The organism is Caballeronia sp. LjRoot29 (assembly GCF_964252755.1).
In the GTDB taxonomy this organism is placed as follows: Bacteria; Pseudomonadota; Gammaproteobacteria; order Burkholderiales; family Burkholderiaceae; genus Caballeronia.
Map to the genome: position 1 here is coordinate 262,590 of NZ_CAXUPU020000003.1, position 20,898 is coordinate 283,487.

The following is a 20,898-nucleotide window of genomic DNA, read 5'->3' on the forward strand; positions in this document are numbered from 1 at the left end:
CCCTATCCGGTGAAAAAAGCGGAAAATCCGGCAATAAACGATAGAAGTCGGCACACAATGCCGTGCATTTTGTTATAAAGCCGTCTGCAACGCCAACTCGGCTGCAGCCACGGTGGCGCTAAGGTCAGCAACGAAGCTGAACAGCGACAAAAAGAATCGATGCGAGGAAATTGGGATGAGTGAGCCGCAGCACCCGACGCCTTTCGGCGCTCATAAAGCTGGCCAATCAGGCAGTCAGTCCGGCGTTTTGCCCGGAAACCAGCCCGAAAACGCCGCGAGCGTCGCCAGTACCGCGGGCGGCATTCAGCAGGCAGCGAGTCTTGATTCTGTCGCCGCGGTTGGCGCGCGGCTTACGCAGCTTCGCGAAGCGAAGAACTGGTCTCTGGACGATGTATCCGCGCGGTTGAAGGTGTCGCCGCAGAAACTACGTGCGCTCGAAAGCGGCGATCTCAGCCTTTTCCCCGACCGGAACTTCGCGACTGGCATTGTGCGCAGTTACGCGAAAATCATGGGCGCCGACCCGGCTCCCTTCACGGCCGCGCTGCGTCACGCGAATGGTCCGGTCGAGCAAAATTTATCGTTGCCGGCATCGTCAGGTGCGGGTTTGCCGCGCGGCCGCGTGTCAGTGCCGCTGGGCAGTTCGCCGCGGCGCCGGTCCTGGTTGTGGGGCGTAGCGGCGGTGATCGTTGCGGTGATTGCGCTCGCCATGTGGCACACGGGTGGGGATTCTGCCGCATGGTTTGCCCGGCTGAAGGCCAGCGCCAATCGCGCAACTCAGGCCACGAACAGCGACACCAGTGCAGGTTCGTCGGTGGCAGCGACTGACGATGCAACGGCCAACACGGGGGCAGTCGCCTCTGCTGACGCCGCTAGTGAAGCCCCGGCGAATGGAGCCGGAGTTCAGGCTGGAACGCAGGCAGGGGCTCAGCCTATGCCGAGCCCGCTGGGTACGAACGCGCTTGCGGCGTCTTCATCCACGATTACGGCTGTCCAGGGCGCCGCAGCGCGTGCACAGAGCGCAAGCGCTCCGTTGGCGAATGCGCCGAAATCCGCGTCGTCGGCGGTTGCAGCAACTTCGGCGTCGGCAACTGCTTCAGTCGGCACCGGTGGCAACGAGATCGAATTGAAGGTGGCGAGCGACAGCTGGTTCAGCGTGCGCCAGAAGGACGGCAAGGAAGTGTTCTCGGGCCTGGTCAAGGCTGGCAACGTGCAGAAAGTCGCAGGTGACGCGCCGTTTAAGGTCACGGTTGGAAATCGGGCAGGCCTCGATTCGCTGACGTTCGACGGACAACCCGTCGACCCGGCCAAATTTGGCCCCGCGAAGGGCAACGTCGCCCGTTTTTCGCTGCCCTGATTTCGTCCGCGCGTCCACTCGTGTGTGCACTCGTGTGTGGTTGAGCCCGCGCCGTTATATAACGTGGGCTTGAAGAAATTACGCCACATGGCGCGAGGGGCTTTGAGGTCGGTTCTCAGCCTTGACACGGAGTTGTGCGAAGATTTCATCAAGGCGTCGCAAAGGTGGCGGCGCCGTTTTTATGTCCTCGAGTCTCATTCATGTCCAGATACGCGTCACCGTGTGATAGCCGGCGGCGCAAAGGGTCTCTAGATGCAATCCGAAGCTCAACAACCCCTTATTGAAAGCAAGATCTGTTCGACGGAGCCAGTCTTCGGCGGATCGTGGAAACGGCGGGCGTCGCACGCTGTCGACGTCCGTTGGGGCGGCCAGCTCGTCACAATCGGCGGCGATGCGCCCGTGCGCATCCAGTCGATGACGAACACCGATACCGCCGACGCCATCGGCACGGCGATCCAGATCAAGGAACTGGCGCAAGCCGGCTCGGAACTGGTGCGGATCACGGTGAATACGCCCGAAGCAGCAGCAGCAGTGCCGGCAGTACGCGAGCAGCTTGACCGGATGGGCGTGACGGTGCCGCTCGTCGGGGACTTTCATTACAACGGTCATACGCTGTTGCGTGACTATCCTGCGTGCGCCGAAGCGTTGTCGAAATACCGGATCAATCCGGGCAACGTTGGCGCGGGAGCCAAACGCGACACCCAGTTCGCCCAGATGATCGAAGCGGCTGCGCGCTATGACAAGCCGGTCCGGATCGGCGTGAACTGGGGCAGCCTCGACCAGGATCTGCTCGCGCGGATGATGGATGAGAACGCGGCCCGTCCCACGCCTTGGGAAGCGCAAAGCGTGATGTATGAAGCGCTGATTCAATCGGCGATCGGGTCGGCGGAACGCGCGGTCGAACTCGGCCTCGGACGCGACAAGATTATCCTGTCGTGCAAGGTAAGCGGCGTGCAGGACCTGATCGCGGTGTATCGCGAATTGGCGAAGCGCTGCAGCTTCGCGCTGCACCTTGGTTTGACCGAAGCGGGAATGGGATCGAAGGGCATTGTGGCGTCGACGGCGGCGTTGTCGGTGCTGCTGCAGGAAGGAATCGGCGACACCATCCGCATCTCGCTTACGCCGGAACCGGGCGGCGCACGGACCGGCGAAGTGATCGTCGGCCAGGAAATTTTGCAGACCATGGGCCTGCGTTCGTTTACGCCGATGGTGATTGCGTGCCCGGGTTGCGGACGCACGACAAGCACGTTGTTCCAGGAACTGGCGTCGCAGATTCAAACGTACCTGCGTAACGCAATGCCCGTTTGGCGCGACGAATTCCCCGGCGTCGAAAAAATGCATGTCGCGGTGATGGGTTGCATCGTGAACGGGCCGGGCGAGTCGAAGCAGGCGAATATCGGCATCAGTTTGCCGGGGTCGGGCGAGAACCCGGCAGCGCCGGTGTTTATCGATGGCGTGAAGGTCAAGACGCTGCGCGGCGAGCATATCGCCCAGGATTTCCAGCAAATCGTCAGCGAGTACGTGACGCGGATTTACGGCAAGCGCGAAACCGCGCAGGCAGAAACACTTTAAAGACAGATGACTGAACAGAAGAAAAAGCTTGAGAAGCTAAGCGGCGTGAAGGGCATGAACGACATCCTCCCGCAGGATGCCGCGTTGTGGGAATTCTTCGAAAGCACCGTCAGGTCGATGCTGCGCGCATACGGCTATCAGCAGATCCGCACGCCGATTCTCGAGCCCACGCAGTTGTTCACGCGTGGCATTGGCGAAGTGACGGATATTGTCGAGAAGGAAATGTACAGTTTCACCGACGCCCTCAACGGCGAGCAACTCACGCTGCGCCCGGAAAATACGGCGGCTGTGGTGCGTGCATCGATTGAACACAATCTGCTTTACGACGGCCCCAAGCGGCTGTGGTACATCGGTCCCATGTTCCGTCACGAACGTCCGCAGCGCGGGCGGTATCGCCAGTTTTATCAGGTCGGCGTGGAAGCGCTCGGCTTTGCAGGACCGGACACCGACGCTGAAATCATCATGATGTGCCAGCGCTTGTGGGACGATCTTGGACTTTCCGGAATTCGGCTCGAATTGAACTCGCTCGGCCAGCCGGAAGAGCGCGCGGCGCATCGCAAGGAATTGATCGCCTATCTCGAGCAGCACGTCGATGCACTCGACGAAGAATCGAAGCGCCGTCTCTATACCAATCCGCTGCGCGTGCTGGATACCAAGAATCCCGCCATGCAGGAGATTGCGCAGAACGCGCCGAAGCTCGTCGATTTCCTTGGGGCCGAATCGCTCGCGCACTTCGACGGTGTTCAGCGTTTGCTGAGGGCGAACAACATTCCGTTCAAGATCAATCCGCGTCTAGTTCGTGGCCTCGATTACTACAACCTCACCGTGTTCGAATGGGTGACCGACAAGCTCGGCGCGCAAGGCACGGTGGCGGGCGGCGGCCGCTACGATCCGCTGATCGAGCAGCTTGGCGGCAAGGCAACGGCGGCGTGCGGCTGGGCGATGGGTGTCGAGCGCATTCTTGAATTGCTGAAAGAAGAAGATCTCGTGCCGGCGCCGGAAGGAACCGACATCTACGTGGTGCACCAAGGCGAAGCGGCGGCGGAGCAGGCGTTTATCATCGCCGAGCGGCTGCGCGATACCGGCCTGGACGTGATTCTGCATTGCAGCCCGGACGGCACGCCGGCGAGCTTCAAATCGCAGATGAAAAAGGCCGATGCCAGCGGCGCGGCATTTGCCGTGGTGCTGGGCGAGAATGAACTGGCGCAGGGGATGGTTGGCGTGAAGCCGCTGCGTAGCGCATCGGTCGAGTCGACGGGTCAAAAGAACGAGCAAGCCACGGTGCCAGTGGAAGACTTGACCGAATTTCTAATCAATGCGATGGTGGCAACCGCCGACGACGGCGCCGACTAATTTATCGGGCGGCGCCGCGCGGTCAAAGCCGTGCGGCGGGCCGAAACAATGGCGTGCAGCGTTGCGCGTGAACACAAAAGCAGTCAAGGAATACGCAGGGCATGAGCTATCACGAAGAACAAGAGTCACTTGAAAACCTGAAAGCCTGGTGGGCGAAATGGGGCAATTCCACGACCTGGATTGTTCTTGCGGTGCTCGTCGTCGCGGCCGGCTGGAACGGCTGGAATTTCTGGCAGCGCCGGCAGGCTGCGGAAGCCGCCGTGCTCTACGACCAGGTGCAGCAAGCGGTGGCATCGAGTGACAAGGCAATGGTCACGCGCTCGGCGACGGACATGGAAGACAAGTTCGGCGGCACCGCTTATGCGCAGATGACGGCGCTGGCCGCCGCCAAATCGCTGTACACCGCAGGGGACAGTGCAGGGGCTAAAACCCAACTGCAATGGGCCGCCGATCACGCGAAAGACGCTGAATACAAACAGATCGCGAAATTGCGGCTGTCTTTGTTGCTGCTCGACGAAAAGGCATATGACGCTGGGCTGAAGGTACTCGCCGACGCGCCGCTCGACGCGTTCAAGGGCGTGGTGTCGGACCGTCGCGGCGACCTGCTGGTGGCCGAAGGTAAGCGCGATGACGCGCGCGCGGCCTACAAGGTCGCACTCGACACGCTGCCGAAATCCGATTCGTCCGCCCGTCAACTGGTCCAGTTCAAGCTGGACGCACTCGGGGGCTAGCGCCGACGGCGGGCCTCGAAGTCTGTCAGCCGACCACGTCCTTATGCGGGCGCGCTGCTCACTAGGTTAAAGTCACCGGTTTGCAATGGTGCATCTAACTTGGCCGAGCACCACGCCGCACACCGATCAACCGATTTCACTTATTCATGTTGCGTCCACCGATGACCTTTCTGAAACGCTACGCTCTCCCGCTCGCTTGCGCGATGACGGTTATGCTCACCGCCTGCGCCACCAAGGACGAGCGCCGCGTACCGACTCCGCTTGTCGACATCAAGCCGGTTCTAACCGTGGAGCAGGCCTGGAAGGCGAGCGTCGGCAAGGCCGGTCGTTACCTGTTCTCGCCGGTGGCGGTCGGTGACTTCGTCTACGCGGCGGGCGCCAACGGCACGGTAGCGAAGATCGATGCAAAGACTGGTCAGGACGTATGGCGCATCAAGCTTAAGGACGATCTGTCGGCGGGCGTGGGCAGCGACGGTAACCTGACTGCGGTCGGTGGCCTGAAAGGCAGCGTGTACGTGCTCGGACCGGACGGCAAGCAACTCTGGACAGCAACTGCGCCGGGCGAAATCATCTCGCCGCCGCTGGTCGGCAATGACGTGGTTGTCGTTCGGACAATCGATGGCAAGGTCATCGCGTTCAACGCGCAGACCGGCGAACAAAAGTGGATCTTCCAGGCGCGCGCCGTGCCGCTCAACCTGCGTGTGGCTGCCGGCATGACGTTCGCGGCTTCCCAGGCGGTCCTGGCGGGCTTCCCGGGCGGTACCTTCGCAGCAATCAATCTGCAGACTGGCGATACCTACTGGCAGACACCGGTGTCATTCCCGAAGGGAGTCACTGAAGTCGAGCGTATCAACGACGTAACCGGCGCGCCAACGCTAGTGGGATCGGAGACGTGCGCGGTGACCTTCCAGGGTCGCATTGGCTGTTTCGATGCGAATTCCGGCCGTCCGCAATGGGAAAAGGCATTTTCGAGCGACAGCGGCCTGGCGCAGGATAATGAAATTGTTGCAGCCGGCGACGACTGGTCGATCGTCAACGCGTTTAGCGGGATCGACGGCGCGCCGCTCTGGAAGAACGACAAGCTGAAGAATCGCATGGTCAGCGTGCCGTTCATCCTGGGCCGCGCGGTCGTGATTGGCGACTACCAGGGTTACGTGCATTTCCTTTCAACGGCTAATGGCGAATTCGTCGGCCGGGCCAAGACTGACGGCAGCGCAATCACCGCTGCGCCGGTGCTGGCGGGCGATACTTTGGTTATCCTGACGCACGATGGCGGGCTGTACGGTTTCCGTCCGCGTTGATTGAATGGTTTGATGCGATAGCGTTTTGCCGAACGTGCCGGCTTTGCCGGCCGTTCGCGTTTTCCGGACTTTTTTGTTTTTGAGTCCGCGCCGTGCGAATAGAATCGATTCATTAAAGCCCGCGCGACGAAATTATCGTGTGGCAAATAAGCGCACAAGCAGCACACAGGTAGCACACAGGCAGTACAGGTAACGGTACAAGTAACAACAGGCATCACCAGGCATCGGGATTCCGGCAGCAGTTTTGTACAAGCCGGTCCACACCTTCGGGTGACGTTGCTCGATCGATCATGTCGTTTGGCGGAGCGCTCAGCGCGTTCCACATGCGCTTCAAACGCCATGAACGTGGAACATCGCTGCACGCCGCGGTCGCTCCGCTGGAACCGTGCTAATTTTCGACACACCGCCGGGCCACGCACACTCGCGGCTCGCCGTTTCCGGACTTTTATCCGGCGCGCGCCGGGCCGGAATCATCCGCCTTGCGTTCAACTGTGAACACCATCTGATGAAACCCGTAATTGCCCTCGTGGGGCGCCCCAATGTGGGGAAATCGACGCTTTTCAACCGCCTGACCCGTTCGCGCGATGCACTCGTCGCCGACTTGCCCGGCCTTACCCGGGATCGCCACTACGGCGAAGGGCGGGTTGGCGACCGGCCTTATCTGGTCGTCGACACCGGCGGTTTCGAGCCTGTCGCGAAAGACGGCATCCTGCACCAAATGGCGCGCCAGACACGCCAGGCAGTGGAAGAGGCCGACGTGGTCGTCTTCATCACCGACGGTCGCAACGGACTCGCGCCGCAAGACAAGGCGATTGCGGACTACCTGCGCAAGAGCGGGCGGCCGCTGTTCCTCGTGGTCAACAAGGCCGAAGGCATGAAGTACAGCGCCGTTGCCGCAGACTTCTACGAACTGGGCCTCGGGGACCCGCGCGCAATCTCTGCGGCGCATGGCGACGGCGTCACGGAAATGATCGGTGACGCGCTCGAAATAGCCTATGCCGGCCAGCCGGAAGAAGACCCCGAGGAAAAGGCGGCGCGCGGCGTGAAAATCGCGATCGTGGGACGCCCGAACGTCGGCAAGTCGACACTGATCAATGCGTTGGTCGGCGAGGAGCGGGTGATCGCGTTCGACATGCCCGGCACCACGCGCGACTCCATCTATATTGATTTCGAGCGAAGCGGCCGCAAATACACCCTGATCGATACGGCTGGGTTGCGTCGTCGCGGCAAGGTGTTCGAAGCGGTGGAAAAGTTTTCGGTGGTGAAGACGTTACAGTCCATTTCCGACGCTAACGTAGTGATTCTGCTGCTGGATGCGCAACAGGACATCTCCGACCAGGATGCGCATATTGCGGGCTTCGTGGTCGAGCAAGGACGTGCGCTGGTGGTAGGGGTGAATAAATGGGACGGATTGGATTCGCATGTGCGCGAGCGCACCAAGGCCGACCTGACGCGCAAGCTCAAGTTTTTGGACTTTGCTAAATTTCATTACGTGTCGGCGCTGGAAAAGACGGGCATCAGCCAGTTGATGAAGTCAGTGGATGACGCCTACGCCGCCGCCATGGCCAAGTTGCCCACGCCGAAGCTTACGCGCGCGCTGATCGACGCGGTTGAATTTCAGCAGCCGCGCCGCCGCGGACCGATTCGTCCGAAGCTGCGTTATGCGCACCAGGGTGGACAAAATCCGCCGATCATCGTCGTGCACGGAAATGCCCTCGACGCGATCACCGACACCTATAAACGTTACCTCGAAGGGCGCTTCAGAGAAACTTTTGGGCTGGTAGGGACTCCATTGCGCATAGAGTTCCGTTCAAGCGCGAACCCTTACGCGGACAAAGGCTGAATCCCGCGTGCACCAAGCGTTTCGCCGGGTTTCAGGCGGCCGTGGCGCGCTGGTGCGAAAATGAAAATCGGCTATAGTGTAGCGATTGACGGCGGATCTCTTTTTCTTCGTCGCAATCACGTCAACCTGCAAAAATAATACGGAGTTTGCTATGAGCAACAAAGGGCAATTGTTACAAGACCCGTTTTTGAACGCACTGCGAAAAGAGCATGTGCCTGTATCGATCTACCTGGTCAACGGCATCAAGCTGCAAGGCAATATTGAATCGTTCGACCAGTACGTCGTGTTGCTCCGGAATACGGTTACCCAAATGGTCTATAAGCACGCCATTTCCACGGTCGTGCCGGCGCGTCCAGTGAATTTCCACCCGGATGCAGAAACGCCCTAAACCTCGCAGCGTCCGGTGTGATGGCATGAATGAACGTGCTAATTCACCGGTCGCTTCAAAATGAAAATATTAATTTGATCAACGCAGCGCTTGTCGGTGTCGACTTCGGAAAAATCGATTTCGATGCCAGTCTCGAAGAACTCAGTCTGCTCGCACAAAGTGCGGGTGCTCATCCCGCCGTCACCCTGACCGGTCGCCGTTCCAGCCCCGATGCCAAGATGTTTGTCGGCAGCGGCAAAGTCGAAGAGCTGCGCCTCGCGTGCGAAGCCAACGACGTGGAACTCGTCATTTTTAATCACGCCCTCGCGCCCGCGCAGCAGCGCAATCTGGAAACGGCGCTGGACAGGCGCGTGATCGACCGCACCAGTCTTATCCTCGATATTTTCGCGCAGCGTGCCCGCAGTCATGAAGGCAAGCTGCAGGTCGAACTCGCCCAGCTCACCTACTTGTCCACCCGGTTGATCCGTGCGTGGACTCACCTTGAGCGGCAAAAGGGCGGTATCGGCTTGCGCGGCCCGGGTGAAACGCAGCTTGAAACCGACCGCCGTTTGATCGGCGAGCGGATCAAGGCGCTGAAGGCGAAGCTGAAGAAGCTGCAGCGTCAACATGGCACGCAGCGACGCCAGCGCGGGCGCAACCGGACTACATCGGTATCGCTTGTCGGTTATACGAACGCGGGCAAGTCGACGCTCTTCAACGCGTTGACGAAAGCGCAGGCCTACGCGGCGGACCAGTTGTTCGCCACGCTCGACACCACCTCGCGCCGGGTTTATCTCGGCGAGGAAGCGGGTCAGGCCGTGGTGTCGGATACGGTCGGGTTCATTCGCGACCTGCCTCACCAACTGGTCGCGGCATTTCGCGCAACGCTTGAAGAGACGGTTCAGGCGGACTTGCTGCTGCATGTAGTGGATGCATCGAGCATGGTGCGGCTCGACCAGATCGAGGAAGTCAACAAGGTGCTGAGCAGCATTGGCGCCGACGGCATTCCGCAAATCCTCGTCTTCAACAAGATCGATGCAGTGCCTGAGCTCGCGGCCCGTAACGATCCGGTTGAAAGGGATGAGTATGGTAATATTTTGCGCGTCTTTTTAAGCGCGCGAACGGGTCAGGGACTCGACGCACTGCGCACGGCGATCGCCGAATTTGCGGCTTCCGAACCCAAAGATAACAACGAGTACACGGAACTTCCGGACGGCACAATCGTGCCGGAGTCCATGGATAGCACATCCGACGACGGAACCGCGCTACCGGAAGATCACCGGTCAGCCGACGAAAGTGAAAGTGATGACCGCAAGGTCCCCGAGCACGGGCACTGATCTGTTCCGATTTGCATTGACCCGGCTGTCTAATGGTGAATCACCGAGTGAACGACTACAACGAGCGGAGTAACCGGCAGCTTTCGCATGCCGTCTTTTCGATCAACGACCCGCGCTGGGGACGGGGCGACGGCAATGGCGATGGCAAAAGCCAGGAGCAGAAGCGTCCGCAGGAACAAAAGCGCCCATCGAAGGACAAGGACGGCGAAGGGCCGCCGGATCTCGACGAAATGTGGCGTGACTTCAACAAGAAACTCGCGGGCTTGTTCGGCAAGAAGCCGGCCGGCGGCGGTCCGCGTGCTGACAACGGCCGCGGCGCCAAGATCGGCTTGGGCATAGTTGTCGGCGTCTTGATTGCGATCTATCTGGGTAGCGGCGTATTCGTCGTACAGGATGGCAATGTGGGTGTCGTGTCGCGCTTCGGGAAGTATGAGGAGTCGGCGGATGCGGGTATCCATTGGCGTCTACCGTATCCGTTCGAGTCGCACGAGATCGTCAATACGTCGCAAATTCGTTCGGTCGAAGTCGGTCGCAACAACACCGTGACCCAGGCCAACGTGCGCGACGCATCGCTGCTGACGCACGACGCGGATATCGTCGAGGTGCGGTTTGCCGTGCAGTATCAGATCAAGTCGGCTACCGACTATCTGTTCCGCAATGTCGATCCTGATCAAAACGTGACGGAATCGGCGCAGGCGGCCATTCGCGAGATCGCGGGCACGCACAGCACCGACGACCTGCTTTTCAAGGATCGCGAAGCATTGCGCGCGAAGCTTCTCGACACCATCCAGGCATCGCTCGATTTGTACAAGACGGGCTTGCAGGTGACGGGCGTGACCATCGAAAGCGTGCAGGTGCCGGCCCAAGTTCAGCCGGCGTTTGAAGACGCCGCGAAGGTGCGCCAGGACAACGAGCGCGCGGTCGACACCGCGAAAGCCTATGCCGATCAACTGTTGCCGCGCGCGAAGACCGACGCGGCGCGCATGGTCGACGACGCGAAGGGCTATAGCAACCGGGTCGTTTCGCAGGCGCAAGGCAATGCCGAGCGCTTTAAGCAAGTCTATGCAGAATATTCGAAGGCGCCGGCAGTGATTCGTCAACGCATGTATCTGGACACAATGCAGCAGATTTATTCGCGTGCGACGAAGGTGTTCGTCGACAGCAAGAGCTCGAACAACGTGGTGTATCTGCCGCTCGACAAACTCGTCGATGCAAACCGTCAGAACGCGAACGCAGCGGCTGCTGGAACGGTGCCATCGGGCGCGTCGGGTGTCGCCGCAGGGACGGTGCCTTCGGGCGCCAGTCAACCGGTCGGCGCCGCGCCTGCCGGCGTGATCGGAGGCTCCATCACGCAGGATGCGCGTGCCGAAAGCGCATCGGCGGCTTCGGCCGTGACTGCCCAGTCCGCCGCTCCTGCAAGCGCCGCAGCGTCTGCTGCTGCTTCGGGCGCCGCCGCGCAGTCATCGGGTGACCCATTGCGCTCGCGCGATGCGTTCCGTTCGCGTTCGCGCGAAGACGACACGCAATGAGGAGCGCGATCATGAATCGAATCATTGCGCTTGTCGTAGCCGTGGTAATCGTATTGTTCATCGGTTCCTCCATGATGTTCGTGGTCGATGAACGCCACGCGGGTGTGGTCACAGCACATGGCGGCGGTACGCCCACGCTCGTCACGCCCGGCCTCCATTTCAAGTTGCCGCCGCCGTTCCAGACGCTGACGCTGATCGACACCCGCACGCTCACGCTCGACGAAGCAGGCTCGGATCGCTTCAACACATCGGACAAGAACGAAGTGATCGTGAATACGGTCATCAAGTATCGCGTGGCCGATCCGCTCAAGCTGTTTGAAAGCAACGAGAAGAACACGCAGACGGCGCAGGACCGGCTGGCCGCGCTGACGCGCACGGCGTTGACGTCGTCGTTCACCAAACGTCCGCTGACGGATGTGCTGGGTGAGCAGCAGGTGATTGCGACCGAAGCGCAGAAAGCGATCGAGCAGCCTGCAGCGGCGTTCGGCGTGGAGCTGGTGGACTTGCAACTGACGCGCATCGACTTTCCGCCGGCGGTGGCCGATTCAGTCTACAAACGCATGATCGCGGCGCGCCAGCAAGCGGCAGCCGAGGAACGCGCGAAGGGGACGGCAGACGCCGATGCACTGAAAGCGGCCGCGGAGCGTCAGCAGGAATCCATTCTTGCCGATGCTTACAAGGAAGCGCAGACGATCAAGGGTGAGGGTGACGGCAAGGCTGCGTCTATTGCCGCCGATGCATACGGCGTCGATCCGCAGTTCTACCAGTTCTATCAAAGCCTCGAAGCGTATAAAAAGACCTTCAATGCCGGCGACGTCATGGTTGTCGATCCGAGCAGCGATTTCTTCCGCTTCATGCGCAGCCCGAATGGTGGTGCTGCGCCGAGCGGCAGCGATGCCACCCCACCGACGCTCGCGCGCAAGCGCTGAGATCGTCCAAGCGTCGCGGCGAAAAGCCGCGGCGCCTTTAATCGAATGGATATGGCTGCATCGTTACTGCTCGCGATCGCGTTGATGCTGATTATTGAGGGGATGTTTCCGTTCGTCTTCCCTAACTCCTGGCGCGATACGTTCCGCCGGATCGCACAACGGCCGCCGCACCAGATTCGTATCGGCGGACTGATCGCCATGGTGCTTGGCGTTATCCTGCTGATTATTGCGACTTGACCCAACGACTTGACCCAGCGGCTTGACCCTGGCAACCCAAAAATTCAAAGCGGGTCGACGTGTAGTCTCCAGTCACCCATAGACTCAAAGCTTGCGCTCATCTGCGGCGAGAATCCCGCCGCGCTCAAACGCTCCGTAGGAAACGCATCGATGTCCACCTGGTTACTTCCCGAGAATATCGCCGACGTCTTGCCGTCCGAGGCTCGCAAGATTGAAGAATTGCGCCGTCGGATGCTCGACCGTTTTCGTTCGTACGGCTACGAACTTGTCATGCCGCCCATGCTCGAGTATCTCGAGTCGCTGCTCACCAGCGGCGGCAGCGACCTGAATCTGCGCACCTTCAAACTCGTCGATCAATTGTCCGGCCGCACGCTCGGCCTGCGTGCTGACATTACGCCGCAGGTATCGCGTATCGACGCGCATTTGCTGAATCGGCAAGGTGTAACGCGTCTTTGCTATGCAGGCAACGTGCTGCACACGCGCCCGCGCGGTCTGCACGCTACGCGCGAGCAGATTCAGATCGGCGCGGAAATCTACGGCCATGCAGGACTGGAAGCGGATCTCGAGATCCAGCAATTGATGCTGGATTCGCTGCGTCTGAGCGGCCTCGATAAAGTGCGCCTCGACCTCTGCCACGCCGGTGTCTTGTCGGCGCTGCTTGAGTTGGAACCGTCGGCGGCGGCGCTCGGTGAAGCGCTGTTCGACGCGCTCGGCGCGAAGGATGTGCCGCGTCTGAACGAGCTCACGGCCAAGCTCGGCGATGTAGCCCGGGACGCATTGCGCGCGTTGCCGTCCCTGTATGGCGACGCTGCCGTGCTCGACGAAGCGCGGGCGCGGCTGCCGAATCTTCCGGTGATCGGCCGGGCACTAGACGACCTCGCGTTCCTGGCGGCTCAAGCGAACGGCGCCGAGTTGATGATCGATCTCGCCGATCTGCGCGGTTACGCGTACCACAGCGGCGTGATGTTCTCGGCTTACGTTGACGGCGTGCCGAATGCGGTGGCGCGAGGCGGCCGTTACGACGATGTCGGTTTGGCCTACGGCCGCGCGCGCCCGGCAACGGGTTTCTCGCTCGACCTGCGCGAAGTCGCGCGTATTTCCCCCGTCGATGCCCGCGGCAGCGCGGTCCTCGCTCCGTGGAAGCACGACGAACCGCTGCTCAAGGCAGTTGCGCAATTGCGCGACGCAGGCGAAGTGGTGATCCAGGCGTTGCCTGGTCACAACCATGATCTCGATGAATTCGCGTTCGATCGCGTGCTGGTGGAACGTGATGGAAAGTGGGTCGTAGAGGCCCGTTCCTAGCGGTTTTGCGGTTTGCCGGTCCGATTTTTATCGACACATGGCGGCAAACCGCAGGCAAAATTCTTGCCAGATCCAATCGATGAAATATCAATACGCGTTCGCAAATACCGGGAAAAACTCGGAACCTTCCGCGAACATAGGTAAAATGCTTTTTTAACCAGCTATCAAATTGACATGTCTGCCAGCGCAGTGAATGTGAACCCGGGGCGCAACGTCGTCGTGGTCGGCACCCAGTGGGGTGATGAAGGCAAGGGCAAGATCGTCGACTGGTTGACGGACCACGCCCAAGGCGTCGTGCGCTTCCAGGGCGGTCATAACGCCGGCCACACGCTGATTATCGGCGGCAAGAAAACCATCCTTCGACTGATTCCCTCGGGCATCATGCGCGCCGGCACTGCCTGCTATATCGGCAATGGTGTTGTGTTGTCGCCGGAAGCGCTCTTCAAGGAAATCGGCGAGCTGGAGTCGGCAGGCGTCGACGTCCAGAAGCGGCTGTTCATCTCCGAAGCCGCCAACCTGATCCTTCCGTATCACATCGCTATCGACCAGGCTCGCGAAGCGCGGCGCGGTGCAGCGAAGATCGGCACGACCGGGCGCGGCATTGGCCCGGCGTATGAAGACAAGGTCGGCCGTCGCGGCTTGCGCGTGCAAGATCTGTACGACCGCGAAGTTTTCGCTGAGCGCCTGCGCGAAACCCTCGATTTCCACAATTTCGTGCTGACCGGGTATCTGGGCGCTCCTGCGGTGGATTACCAGGAAACGCTGGACACCATGTTCGGCTACGCCGAGCGCCTTGCGCCCATGGTGACCGACGTGTCGCGCCGTCTCTATGACGAAAACCACGCTGGCCGCAACCTGCTGTTCGAAGGTGCGCAAGGCACGTTGCTCGACGTCGATCACGGCACGTACCCGTATGTCACGTCGAGCAATTGCGTGGCGGGCGCGGCGACTGCGGGTGCGGGCGTGGGTCCGCAAAAGCTCAACTACATTCTCGGCATCACGAAAGCGTATTGCACGCGCGTGGGCGCAGGTCCGTTCCCGAGCGAGTTGTATGACGCCGACAACGCCAGTCGCCAGGAGCAGGTTGGCCTGACGCTCGCGACCGTTGGCAAGGAATTCGGCTCGGTCACTGGCCGTCCGCGCCGGACCGGCTGGCTTGACGCTGCCGCGCTGCGCCGCTCGATTCAGATCAACGGTATCTCGGGTTTGTGCATGACGAAGCTCGACGTGCTCGACGGCCTGGAAGAAGTGAAGCTGTGCGTGGGCTACAAGCTCGATGGCAAAGACGTGGACATCCTGCCGCGCGGTGCTTCGGAAGTGGCGCGTTGCGAGCCGGTGTACGAGACGTTCGGCGGCTGGAAGGAAAGCACCATTGGCATCACGCAATGGGACAGTTTGCCGGCCAACGCGCGTGACTATCTCTCGCGTATCCAGGAAGTGGCGGGCGTGCCTATCGACATGGTGTCGACCGGTCCGGATCGCGATGAAACCATTCTGCTGCGTCATCCGTTCAAGGTTTAAGTAGCCCGGACGTGTAGCATCGACGAAAGTGGCCGCGAATGAGCGGCCACTTTTGCATATTCAACAGACGTACAGTGTTGTACATATCGAAAAGAGTTTTACCATGATCGCGATGAAAGATCCGCGCAACGACGACCGGAACCTGTGGGTCGGCTGGGACGAATATCACCGGCTGATCGAATTGCTCGCGCTCGCCGTGCATGACTCCGGCTGGAAGTTCGACAATATCCTGTGTCTTGCACGTGGCGGCCTGCGGGTCGGCGACCAGCTTTCGCGCATCTATGACCTGCCGCTTGCCATCCTGGCGACGAGTTCGTATCGCGAGGCGGCCGGCACGGAGCAGGGCGCACTCGATATCGGGCAATACATCACTATGACGCGCGGCGAGCTGTCCGGCAACGTGCTGCTTGTAGATGACCTCGTTGACTCCGGCGTCACGCTTTCGCGCGTGCAACAGCACCTGAAGGACCGGTATCCGGCGGTCACGGCCGTGCGTTCCGCCGTGCTTTGGTACAAAGGCTGCTCCAAGGTGAAGCCCGATTACTTCGTGCAGTTTCTTGAAACAAATCCGTGGATTCATCAACCGTTTGAAGAATGGGACACTGTCCGGCCTCATAACCTCGGTGCGTGGATCAAGCGCGGCGTGCAGGACGAGCGGGGTTGATTCAATTCCTGAAAGAATGAAACCGAAACGAAACGCCGTTCGATTCGCCAATCTGGTGTGATCGAGCGGCGTTTTTTTGCTTATAGCCAGTCGCAGCCAGTTAAAACGGGCTAAAGGCGGAAAGCGCCGCGCATGCACCTTCGTGGCTTTGCCGCAATGCTAAACTGCCGTCTCGCTCCGGTCGTAGCGGTATCACAACAGGCCGGTCGGGCGCCGCACGCAACGTTAGAATGGCGTTCGTTTTTTCCGCTTCGGACGGCTTCCCGCGTTTATGAACAAAATGACTCACGCGCACGAGCGCAAACAGCCGCTACCTGCCCTCGCACTTGCCGCAATCGGCGTGGTGTTCGGCGATATCGGCACCAGCCCGCTGTACGCGTTGAAAGAAGCCTTCAGCAAATCGCACGGTATTCAACTGAGCGAAGCCTCCATCCTTGGTGTCATCTCGCTGCTGTTCTGGGCGATCATGATCGTGGTCTCCATCAAGTACGTGCTCTTCGTGATGCGCGCCGACAACAACGGCGAAGGCGGAGTCCTCGCTCTGATGACGCTCGCATTGCGCACGTTGAAAGGGTCAGGACGTGCAACCGGCGTGCTGATGATGCTCGGCATTTTCGGCGCATGCATGTTTTACGGCGATGCTGTGATAACACCGGCGATGTCGGTGATCTCGGCGGTGGAAGGGCTGGAAATCGTCTCACCGGCGCTTTCTGAATGGGTGATCCCCATCACCATTGTCATTCTTGTGATGCTCTTCTGGATCCAGCGCCGCGGTACGTCGGTGGTCGGCAAGCTCTTCGGTCCGATCATGGGCCTGTGGTTCGTGACGCTGGCCGTGCTTGGCGTTTATCACATCGTGCAAGTGCCGCGCGTATTGATCGCGTTGAATCCGTACTACGCGTTTTCGTTCATGGCCGCCCACGTGGTGCAGGCGTATATCGTGCTCGGGTCGGTCGTGCTGGTACTGACCGGCGCAGAAGCGCTGTATGCCGATATGGGGCACTTCGGCGCCAAGCCCATTCGTTACGCGTGGTATGGCCTCGTCATGCCGTCGCTCGTGCTCAATTATTTCGGCCAGGGTGCGTTGCTGATGCACTCGCCGGAAGCCGCCGAAAGTCCGTTCTTTCTCCTGGCGCCGGCATGGGCTTTGTTGCCTCTGGTGATCCTGTCCACGGTAGCAACGGTGATCGCATCGCAGGCCGTTATTTCAGGCGCGTATTCGCTGACGAGCCAAGCTATCCAGCTTGGTTACGTGCCGCGTATGAAGATCCTGCATACATCGGATCTGGCGATCGGGCAGATCTATATCCCGGTCGTGAACTGGATGCTGTTGTTCGTCATCCTGTGCATTGTGATCGGCTTCAAAAGCTCGGAGAATCTCGCCGCCGCGTACGGGCTTGCCGTCACGGCAACCATGCTGGTCACGACCATTCTCGCGTCTGTCGTGATGACCAAGCTGTGGGGCTGGAACAAGTTTCTGGTGGGCGCAATCATCGGCGTGTTTTTTATCGTCGATGTCGGGTTCTTCGGCGCCAGCCTGCTCAAGATCGAACAGGGCGGATGGTTGCCGCTGGGTATTGGCGGCGTGCTGTTCTTCCTGCTGATGACGTGGTTCAAGGGCCGCATGATCGTCAAGGACCGGACTGCCGCCGACGGTATTCCGTTGATGCCGTTCCTGCAGGGATTGCTTGCGCATCCGCCGCATCGGGTGTCGGGGACGGCAATCTACCTGACTGGTAACGACTCGCTCGTGCCTGTCAGCCTGCTGCACAACCTGAAGCACAACAAGGTCCTGCATGAACGGACCATCTTCCTGAATTTCGTTACGCGCGACGTGCCGTACGTCGATGACGACAAGCGTGTGGAAGTCAAGGACGCAAGCGGCGGTCTCTTCCTCGTGAAAGCACAGTACGGCTTTAACGAAACGCCCGATGTCAAGGCAGTGCTCGATGAGATCGGCCGTACCCACGACATGACGTTCGAGCTCATGGATACGTCGTTCTTCATGGCGCGCGAAACCGTGGTGCCGACGCAGCTGCCGGGCATGTCGGTGTGGCGCGAACGGGTGTTCGCGTGGATGCACCAAAACGCCGCGAAGCCGACGGACTTCTTCAGTATTCCCGCGAACCGGGTGGTCGAGTTGGGGACGAAGATCGAGATTTGATGGTGGTATCCGCGTTGGACCGTGGTGGCGTATGCGCTGCCCGGTTTGACCCGTCGAGGTAGCTAAAAAAAACGGCCCGTTCATTGCGAACGGGCCGTTTTTATTTCTATCGAACCGTGTGGCTCGATCTATTTTTTCAGCTTGGCAAACGCCGCTGCCATCGCGCTTGCCGCTTCCGGTTCGCGCCTGCCGCCACCGTTGCCGCTGTTGTTGCTCCGGACATCGCGAGCGCTGCCTCCGCCACCCGAGCCGCCACGGCGGTCTTGCGCGCCACGTTGCGGTTGTTGAGCCGGAGAGCCCTCGGCGGCGAAGTCATCGTCGAGACGCATGGTCAGCGCGATCCGCTGGCGCTTCACGTCGGTCTCCACCACTTTCACCTTCACGACTTGCCCGGCTTTCACCACTTCGTGCGGGTCCTTGATGAACTTCGTCGACATCGCCGATACGTGCACCAAGCCATCCTGATGCACGCCGATATCGACGAACGCGCCAAACGCCGCGACGTTCGTGACCACGCCTTCCAGGATCATGCCCGGCGTGAGATCGGAGAGCTTTTCGACGCCGTCACGGAACGTGGCCGTCTTGAACTCCGGACGCGGATCGCGACCCGGCTTTTCAAGTTCCGCGAGGATGTCGCGCACGGTCGGCAAACCGAAACGCTCGTCGACGAATTCCGCCGGCGACAAACCCGACAACGCTTCGCGCTTGCCCATGACATCGGCGGCGTGCTTCTTGATCTTGGCCAGGATGCGTTCAACCACCGGATACGCTTCCGGGTGCACCGACGAGCGGTCCAGCGGATTCGAGCCGTTGTTGATGCGCAGGAATCCAGCGGCTTGTTCGAAGGTTTTATCGCCGAGACGGGGCACTTTCTTCAATTGATCACGCGATGCAAAGGGGCCGTTGGCATCGCGGAAATCGACGATATTGCGCGCAAGCGTGGTGTTCAATCCCGACACGCGTGCAAGCAGCGCAACCGATGCCGTATTGGCGTCCACGCCGACCGCGTTCACGCAGTCTTCGACCACTGCATCGAGCGAGCGGGCGAGGTCGCGTTGATTGACGTCATGCTGATACTGGCCGACGCCAATCGCTTTCGGATCGATCTTGACGAGTTCCGCGAGCGGATCCTGCAGTCGCCGTGCAATGGATACAGCACCGCGCAGGGTGACATCGAGATCAGGAAACTCCTTCGATGCCAGTTCGGACGCCGAATAAATCGATGCTCCTGCCTCCGACACCACGATCTTCTGCAGCTTCAGTTCCGGATGCCTCGCGATCAATTCGCTCGCGAGCTTGTCGGTTTCACGAGACGCCGTACCGTTGCCGATACTGATCAGCTCGGCCTGCGTCTGCGCGGCGATCCGCGCGAGCTTGGCGAGCGAGCCGTCCCAGTCGCGACGGGGTTCGTGCGGATAAATAACGTCGGTGGCGAGCAGCTTGCCGGTGCGATCGACCACGGCCACTTTAACGCCGGTACGCATGCCCGGATCGAGGCCGATCACGGCTTTCGGACCTGCCGGCGCGGCAAGCAAAAGGTCCTTCAGGTTGCGGGCAAATACGCGAATGGCCTCGGCTTCAGCCTCTTCGCGCAAATTCGTCAGCAAATCATTTTCGATATTCGGCTGCACTTTCACACGCCAGCACCAGCGGCACACGTCCGAGAGCCATTTATCGGCTGGCCGGCCCTGATTCGCGATGCCCACGTGACGCGCGATCATCGCTTCGCCGGGATGCGGCACCTGTGCGTCGAGCTCTTCGCCCAGGCCCAGCTTGACCATCAATACGCCGGCATTGCGTCCGCGAAAAAGCGCGAGCGCCCGGTGCGACGGGACCGTACGGATGGTTTCCGAATAGTCGTAGTAGTCGCGGAATTTCTCGCCTTCCTCGGTTTCTTTCCCTTCCACGACGGTCGAGATCACGCTGCCTTGCTTGAACAGGTAATCGCGAACCTTGCCGAGAATTTCCGCCGTTTCGCCAAACTGCTCCGAGAGGATGTCGCGGGCGCCATCGAGCGCGGCCTTGATATCGGCGACCCCTTTTTCGGCATCCACATAACGCGCGGCTTCTGTTTGCGGATCGAGCGTCGGGTCGGCGAGGAGGGCGTCCGCGAGCGGCTGCAGGCCGGCTTCACGGGCGATCTGCGCACGCGTGCGGCGCTTCGGTTTGTAAGGGAGATACAGGTCTTCGAGCACCTGCTTGCTGTCGGCGCCTTCAATGGCTGCGCGCAGCTCGGGCGTGAGTTTGCCCTGCTCGTCGATGCTCTGGACAATCGTCGCGCGCCGGTCTTCGAGCTCGCGGAGATAGATGAGCCGTTCCTCGAGATTGCGCAATTGCGTGTCGTCGAGATTGCCCGTGACTTCCTTTCTATATCGGGCGATGAACGGAACGGTGGAGCCTTCATCGAGAAGCTGCACGGTCGCGGCGACCTGCCGCGGCTGCACATTCAACTCGGCGGCGATGCGCTGGACAATCTTGAGTGCTACGGTTTCCGTCATGGGGGTCTGCGTCAGCCTGCTGGCTCATCAAGGGCTTTTCGTACCGCGCATTTCACTCGCATTTCACTGTAAGCCGCGCGGACACTTTTGCCGGGTTGGTGAAGCGGGGCATTTTGCCATAAATGCCGGAGGGCTCCGGCGCTCGGTGATAGAATTTCGGCATCGTAGAAGCTGCTATTTCGCTTTCTTGCTACCT

General features: G+C 60.4%; 16 protein-coding genes. 15 read left to right on the top strand and 1 reads right to left on the bottom strand.

Features of this window, described 5'->3' with window-relative positions; genetic code table 11:
- The first annotated feature begins 175 nt into the window (after positions 1-175).
- The 15 genes from ACSQ83_RS05255 to ACSQ83_RS05325 all read left to right on the top strand — a co-directional run bounded on the left by ACSQ83_RS05255 (position 176) and on the right by ACSQ83_RS05325 (position 18,204).
- Complete coding sequence (locus ACSQ83_RS05255; protein ID WP_436227424.1) at positions 176-1,354, top strand: helix-turn-helix domain-containing protein; 1,179 nt, start codon at positions 176-178, stop codon at positions 1,352-1,354.
- Between the two features lie 252 nt (positions 1,355-1,606).
- Positions 1,607-2,926 (top strand): flavodoxin-dependent (E)-4-hydroxy-3-methylbut-2-enyl-diphosphate synthase, encoded by a 1,320-nt coding sequence (ispG, locus tag ACSQ83_RS05260; RefSeq protein ID WP_436227425.1) that lies wholly within the window; start codon positions 1,607-1,609, stop codon positions 2,924-2,926.
- Positions 2,927-2,932: 6 nt separating this feature from the next.
- Complete coding sequence (gene hisS / locus ACSQ83_RS05265) at positions 2,933-4,279, top strand: histidine--tRNA ligase (protein ID WP_414952069.1); 1,347 nt, start codon at positions 2,933-2,935, stop codon at positions 4,277-4,279.
- 101 nt (positions 4,280-4,380) lie between these two features.
- Entirely contained in the window at positions 4,381-5,010 is a 630-nt protein-coding gene (locus tag ACSQ83_RS05270) for a YfgM family protein (protein ID WP_414952068.1), read from the top strand.
- Positions 5,011-5,171: 161 nt separating this feature from the next.
- The gene (gene bamB, locus ACSQ83_RS05275; protein ID WP_414952067.1) at positions 5,172-6,311 is read left to right on the top strand and encodes an outer membrane protein assembly factor BamB; all 1,140 of its coding nucleotides are present in this window, start codon (positions 5,172-5,174) and stop codon (positions 6,309-6,311) included.
- Positions 6,312-6,816: 505 nt separating this feature from the next.
- Positions 6,817-8,154, top strand: a complete 1,338-nt coding sequence (der, locus tag ACSQ83_RS05280) for a ribosome biogenesis GTPase Der (RefSeq protein WP_414952066.1) — start codon at positions 6,817-6,819, stop codon at positions 8,152-8,154.
- A gap of 151 nt (positions 8,155-8,305) precedes the next feature.
- Positions 8,306-8,542 carry an RNA chaperone Hfq gene (hfq, locus tag ACSQ83_RS05285; RefSeq protein WP_031356421.1) on the top strand — a complete coding sequence of 79 codons (237 nt, stop codon included), beginning with the start codon at positions 8,306-8,308 and terminating at the stop codon, positions 8,540-8,542.
- Between the two features lie 29 nt (positions 8,543-8,571).
- A complete protein-coding gene (hflX, locus tag ACSQ83_RS05290) occupies positions 8,572-9,858 on the top strand; it encodes a GTPase HflX (protein WP_414952065.1) in 1,287 nt (428 codons plus the stop codon).
- Positions 9,859-9,905: 47 nt separating this feature from the next.
- The gene (gene hflK, locus ACSQ83_RS05295) at positions 9,906-11,387 is read left to right on the top strand and encodes an FtsH protease activity modulator HflK (RefSeq protein WP_436227493.1); all 1,482 of its coding nucleotides are present in this window, start codon (positions 9,906-9,908) and stop codon (positions 11,385-11,387) included.
- A gap of 11 nt (positions 11,388-11,398) precedes the next feature.
- Entirely contained in the window at positions 11,399-12,316 is a 918-nt protein-coding gene (gene hflC, locus ACSQ83_RS05300) for a protease modulator HflC (protein WP_436227426.1), read from the top strand.
- A gap of 45 nt (positions 12,317-12,361) precedes the next feature.
- A complete protein-coding gene (locus tag ACSQ83_RS05305) occupies positions 12,362-12,553 on the top strand; it encodes a DUF2065 domain-containing protein (RefSeq protein WP_031356417.1) in 192 nt (63 codons plus the stop codon).
- Between the two features lie 150 nt (positions 12,554-12,703).
- Complete coding sequence (locus ACSQ83_RS05310) at positions 12,704-13,855, top strand: ATP phosphoribosyltransferase regulatory subunit (RefSeq protein ID WP_414952062.1); 1,152 nt, start codon at positions 12,704-12,706, stop codon at positions 13,853-13,855.
- A gap of 174 nt (positions 13,856-14,029) precedes the next feature.
- Positions 14,030-15,376 (top strand): adenylosuccinate synthase, encoded by a 1,347-nt coding sequence (locus ACSQ83_RS05315; RefSeq protein ID WP_414952061.1) that lies wholly within the window; start codon positions 14,030-14,032, stop codon positions 15,374-15,376.
- Between the two features lie 103 nt (positions 15,377-15,479).
- Positions 15,480-16,040 carry a phosphoribosyltransferase gene (locus ACSQ83_RS05320; protein ID WP_299706698.1) on the top strand — a complete coding sequence of 187 codons (561 nt, stop codon included), beginning with the start codon at positions 15,480-15,482 and terminating at the stop codon, positions 16,038-16,040.
- Positions 16,041-16,311: 271 nt separating this feature from the next.
- A complete protein-coding gene (locus ACSQ83_RS05325; protein WP_436227427.1) occupies positions 16,312-18,204 on the top strand; it encodes a potassium transporter Kup in 1,893 nt (630 codons plus the stop codon).
- A gap of 128 nt (positions 18,205-18,332) precedes the next feature.
- On the opposite strand, the gene ACSQ83_RS05330 is transcribed toward ACSQ83_RS05325, so the two are convergent.
- Positions 18,333-20,702 (bottom strand): Tex family protein, encoded by a 2,370-nt coding sequence (locus tag ACSQ83_RS05330; protein ID WP_436227428.1) that lies wholly within the window; start codon positions 20,700-20,702, stop codon positions 18,333-18,335.
- Positions 20,703-20,898 lie beyond the last annotated feature (196 nt).

Bases quoted from the DNA above. Each gene is read 5' to 3' on its own strand.
- ACSQ83_RS05255 (WP_436227424.1), top strand. From the start codon at position 176: ATGAGTGAGCCGCAGCACCCGACGCCTTTCGGCGCTCATAAAGCTGGC.
- ispG (WP_436227425.1), top strand. From the start codon at position 1,607: ATGCAATCCGAAGCTCAACAACCCCTTATTGAAAGCAAGATCTGTTCG.
- hisS (WP_414952069.1), top strand. From the start codon at position 2,933: ATGACTGAACAGAAGAAAAAGCTTGAGAAGCTAAGCGGCGTGAAGGGC.
- ACSQ83_RS05270 (WP_414952068.1), top strand. From the start codon at position 4,381: ATGAGCTATCACGAAGAACAAGAGTCACTTGAAAACCTGAAAGCCTGG.
- bamB (WP_414952067.1), top strand. From the start codon at position 5,172: ATGACCTTTCTGAAACGCTACGCTCTCCCGCTCGCTTGCGCGATGACG.
- der (WP_414952066.1), top strand. From the start codon at position 6,817: ATGAAACCCGTAATTGCCCTCGTGGGGCGCCCCAATGTGGGGAAATCG.
- hfq (WP_031356421.1), top strand. From the start codon at position 8,306: ATGAGCAACAAAGGGCAATTGTTACAAGACCCGTTTTTGAACGCACTG.
- hflX (WP_414952065.1), top strand. From the start codon at position 8,572: ATGAACGTGCTAATTCACCGGTCGCTTCAAAATGAAAATATTAATTTG.
- hflC (WP_436227426.1), top strand. From the start codon at position 11,399: ATGAATCGAATCATTGCGCTTGTCGTAGCCGTGGTAATCGTATTGTTC.
- ACSQ83_RS05305 (WP_031356417.1), top strand. From the start codon at position 12,362: ATGGATATGGCTGCATCGTTACTGCTCGCGATCGCGTTGATGCTGATT.
- ACSQ83_RS05310 (WP_414952062.1), top strand. From the start codon at position 12,704: ATGTCCACCTGGTTACTTCCCGAGAATATCGCCGACGTCTTGCCGTCC.
- ACSQ83_RS05315 (WP_414952061.1), top strand. From the start codon at position 14,030: ATGTCTGCCAGCGCAGTGAATGTGAACCCGGGGCGCAACGTCGTCGTG.
- ACSQ83_RS05320 (WP_299706698.1), top strand. From the start codon at position 15,480: ATGATCGCGATGAAAGATCCGCGCAACGACGACCGGAACCTGTGGGTC.
- ACSQ83_RS05325 (WP_436227427.1), top strand. From the start codon at position 16,312: ATGAACAAAATGACTCACGCGCACGAGCGCAAACAGCCGCTACCTGCC.
- ACSQ83_RS05330 (WP_436227428.1), bottom strand. From the start codon at position 20,702: ATGACGGAAACCGTAGCACTCAAGATTGTCCAGCGCATCGCCGCCGAG.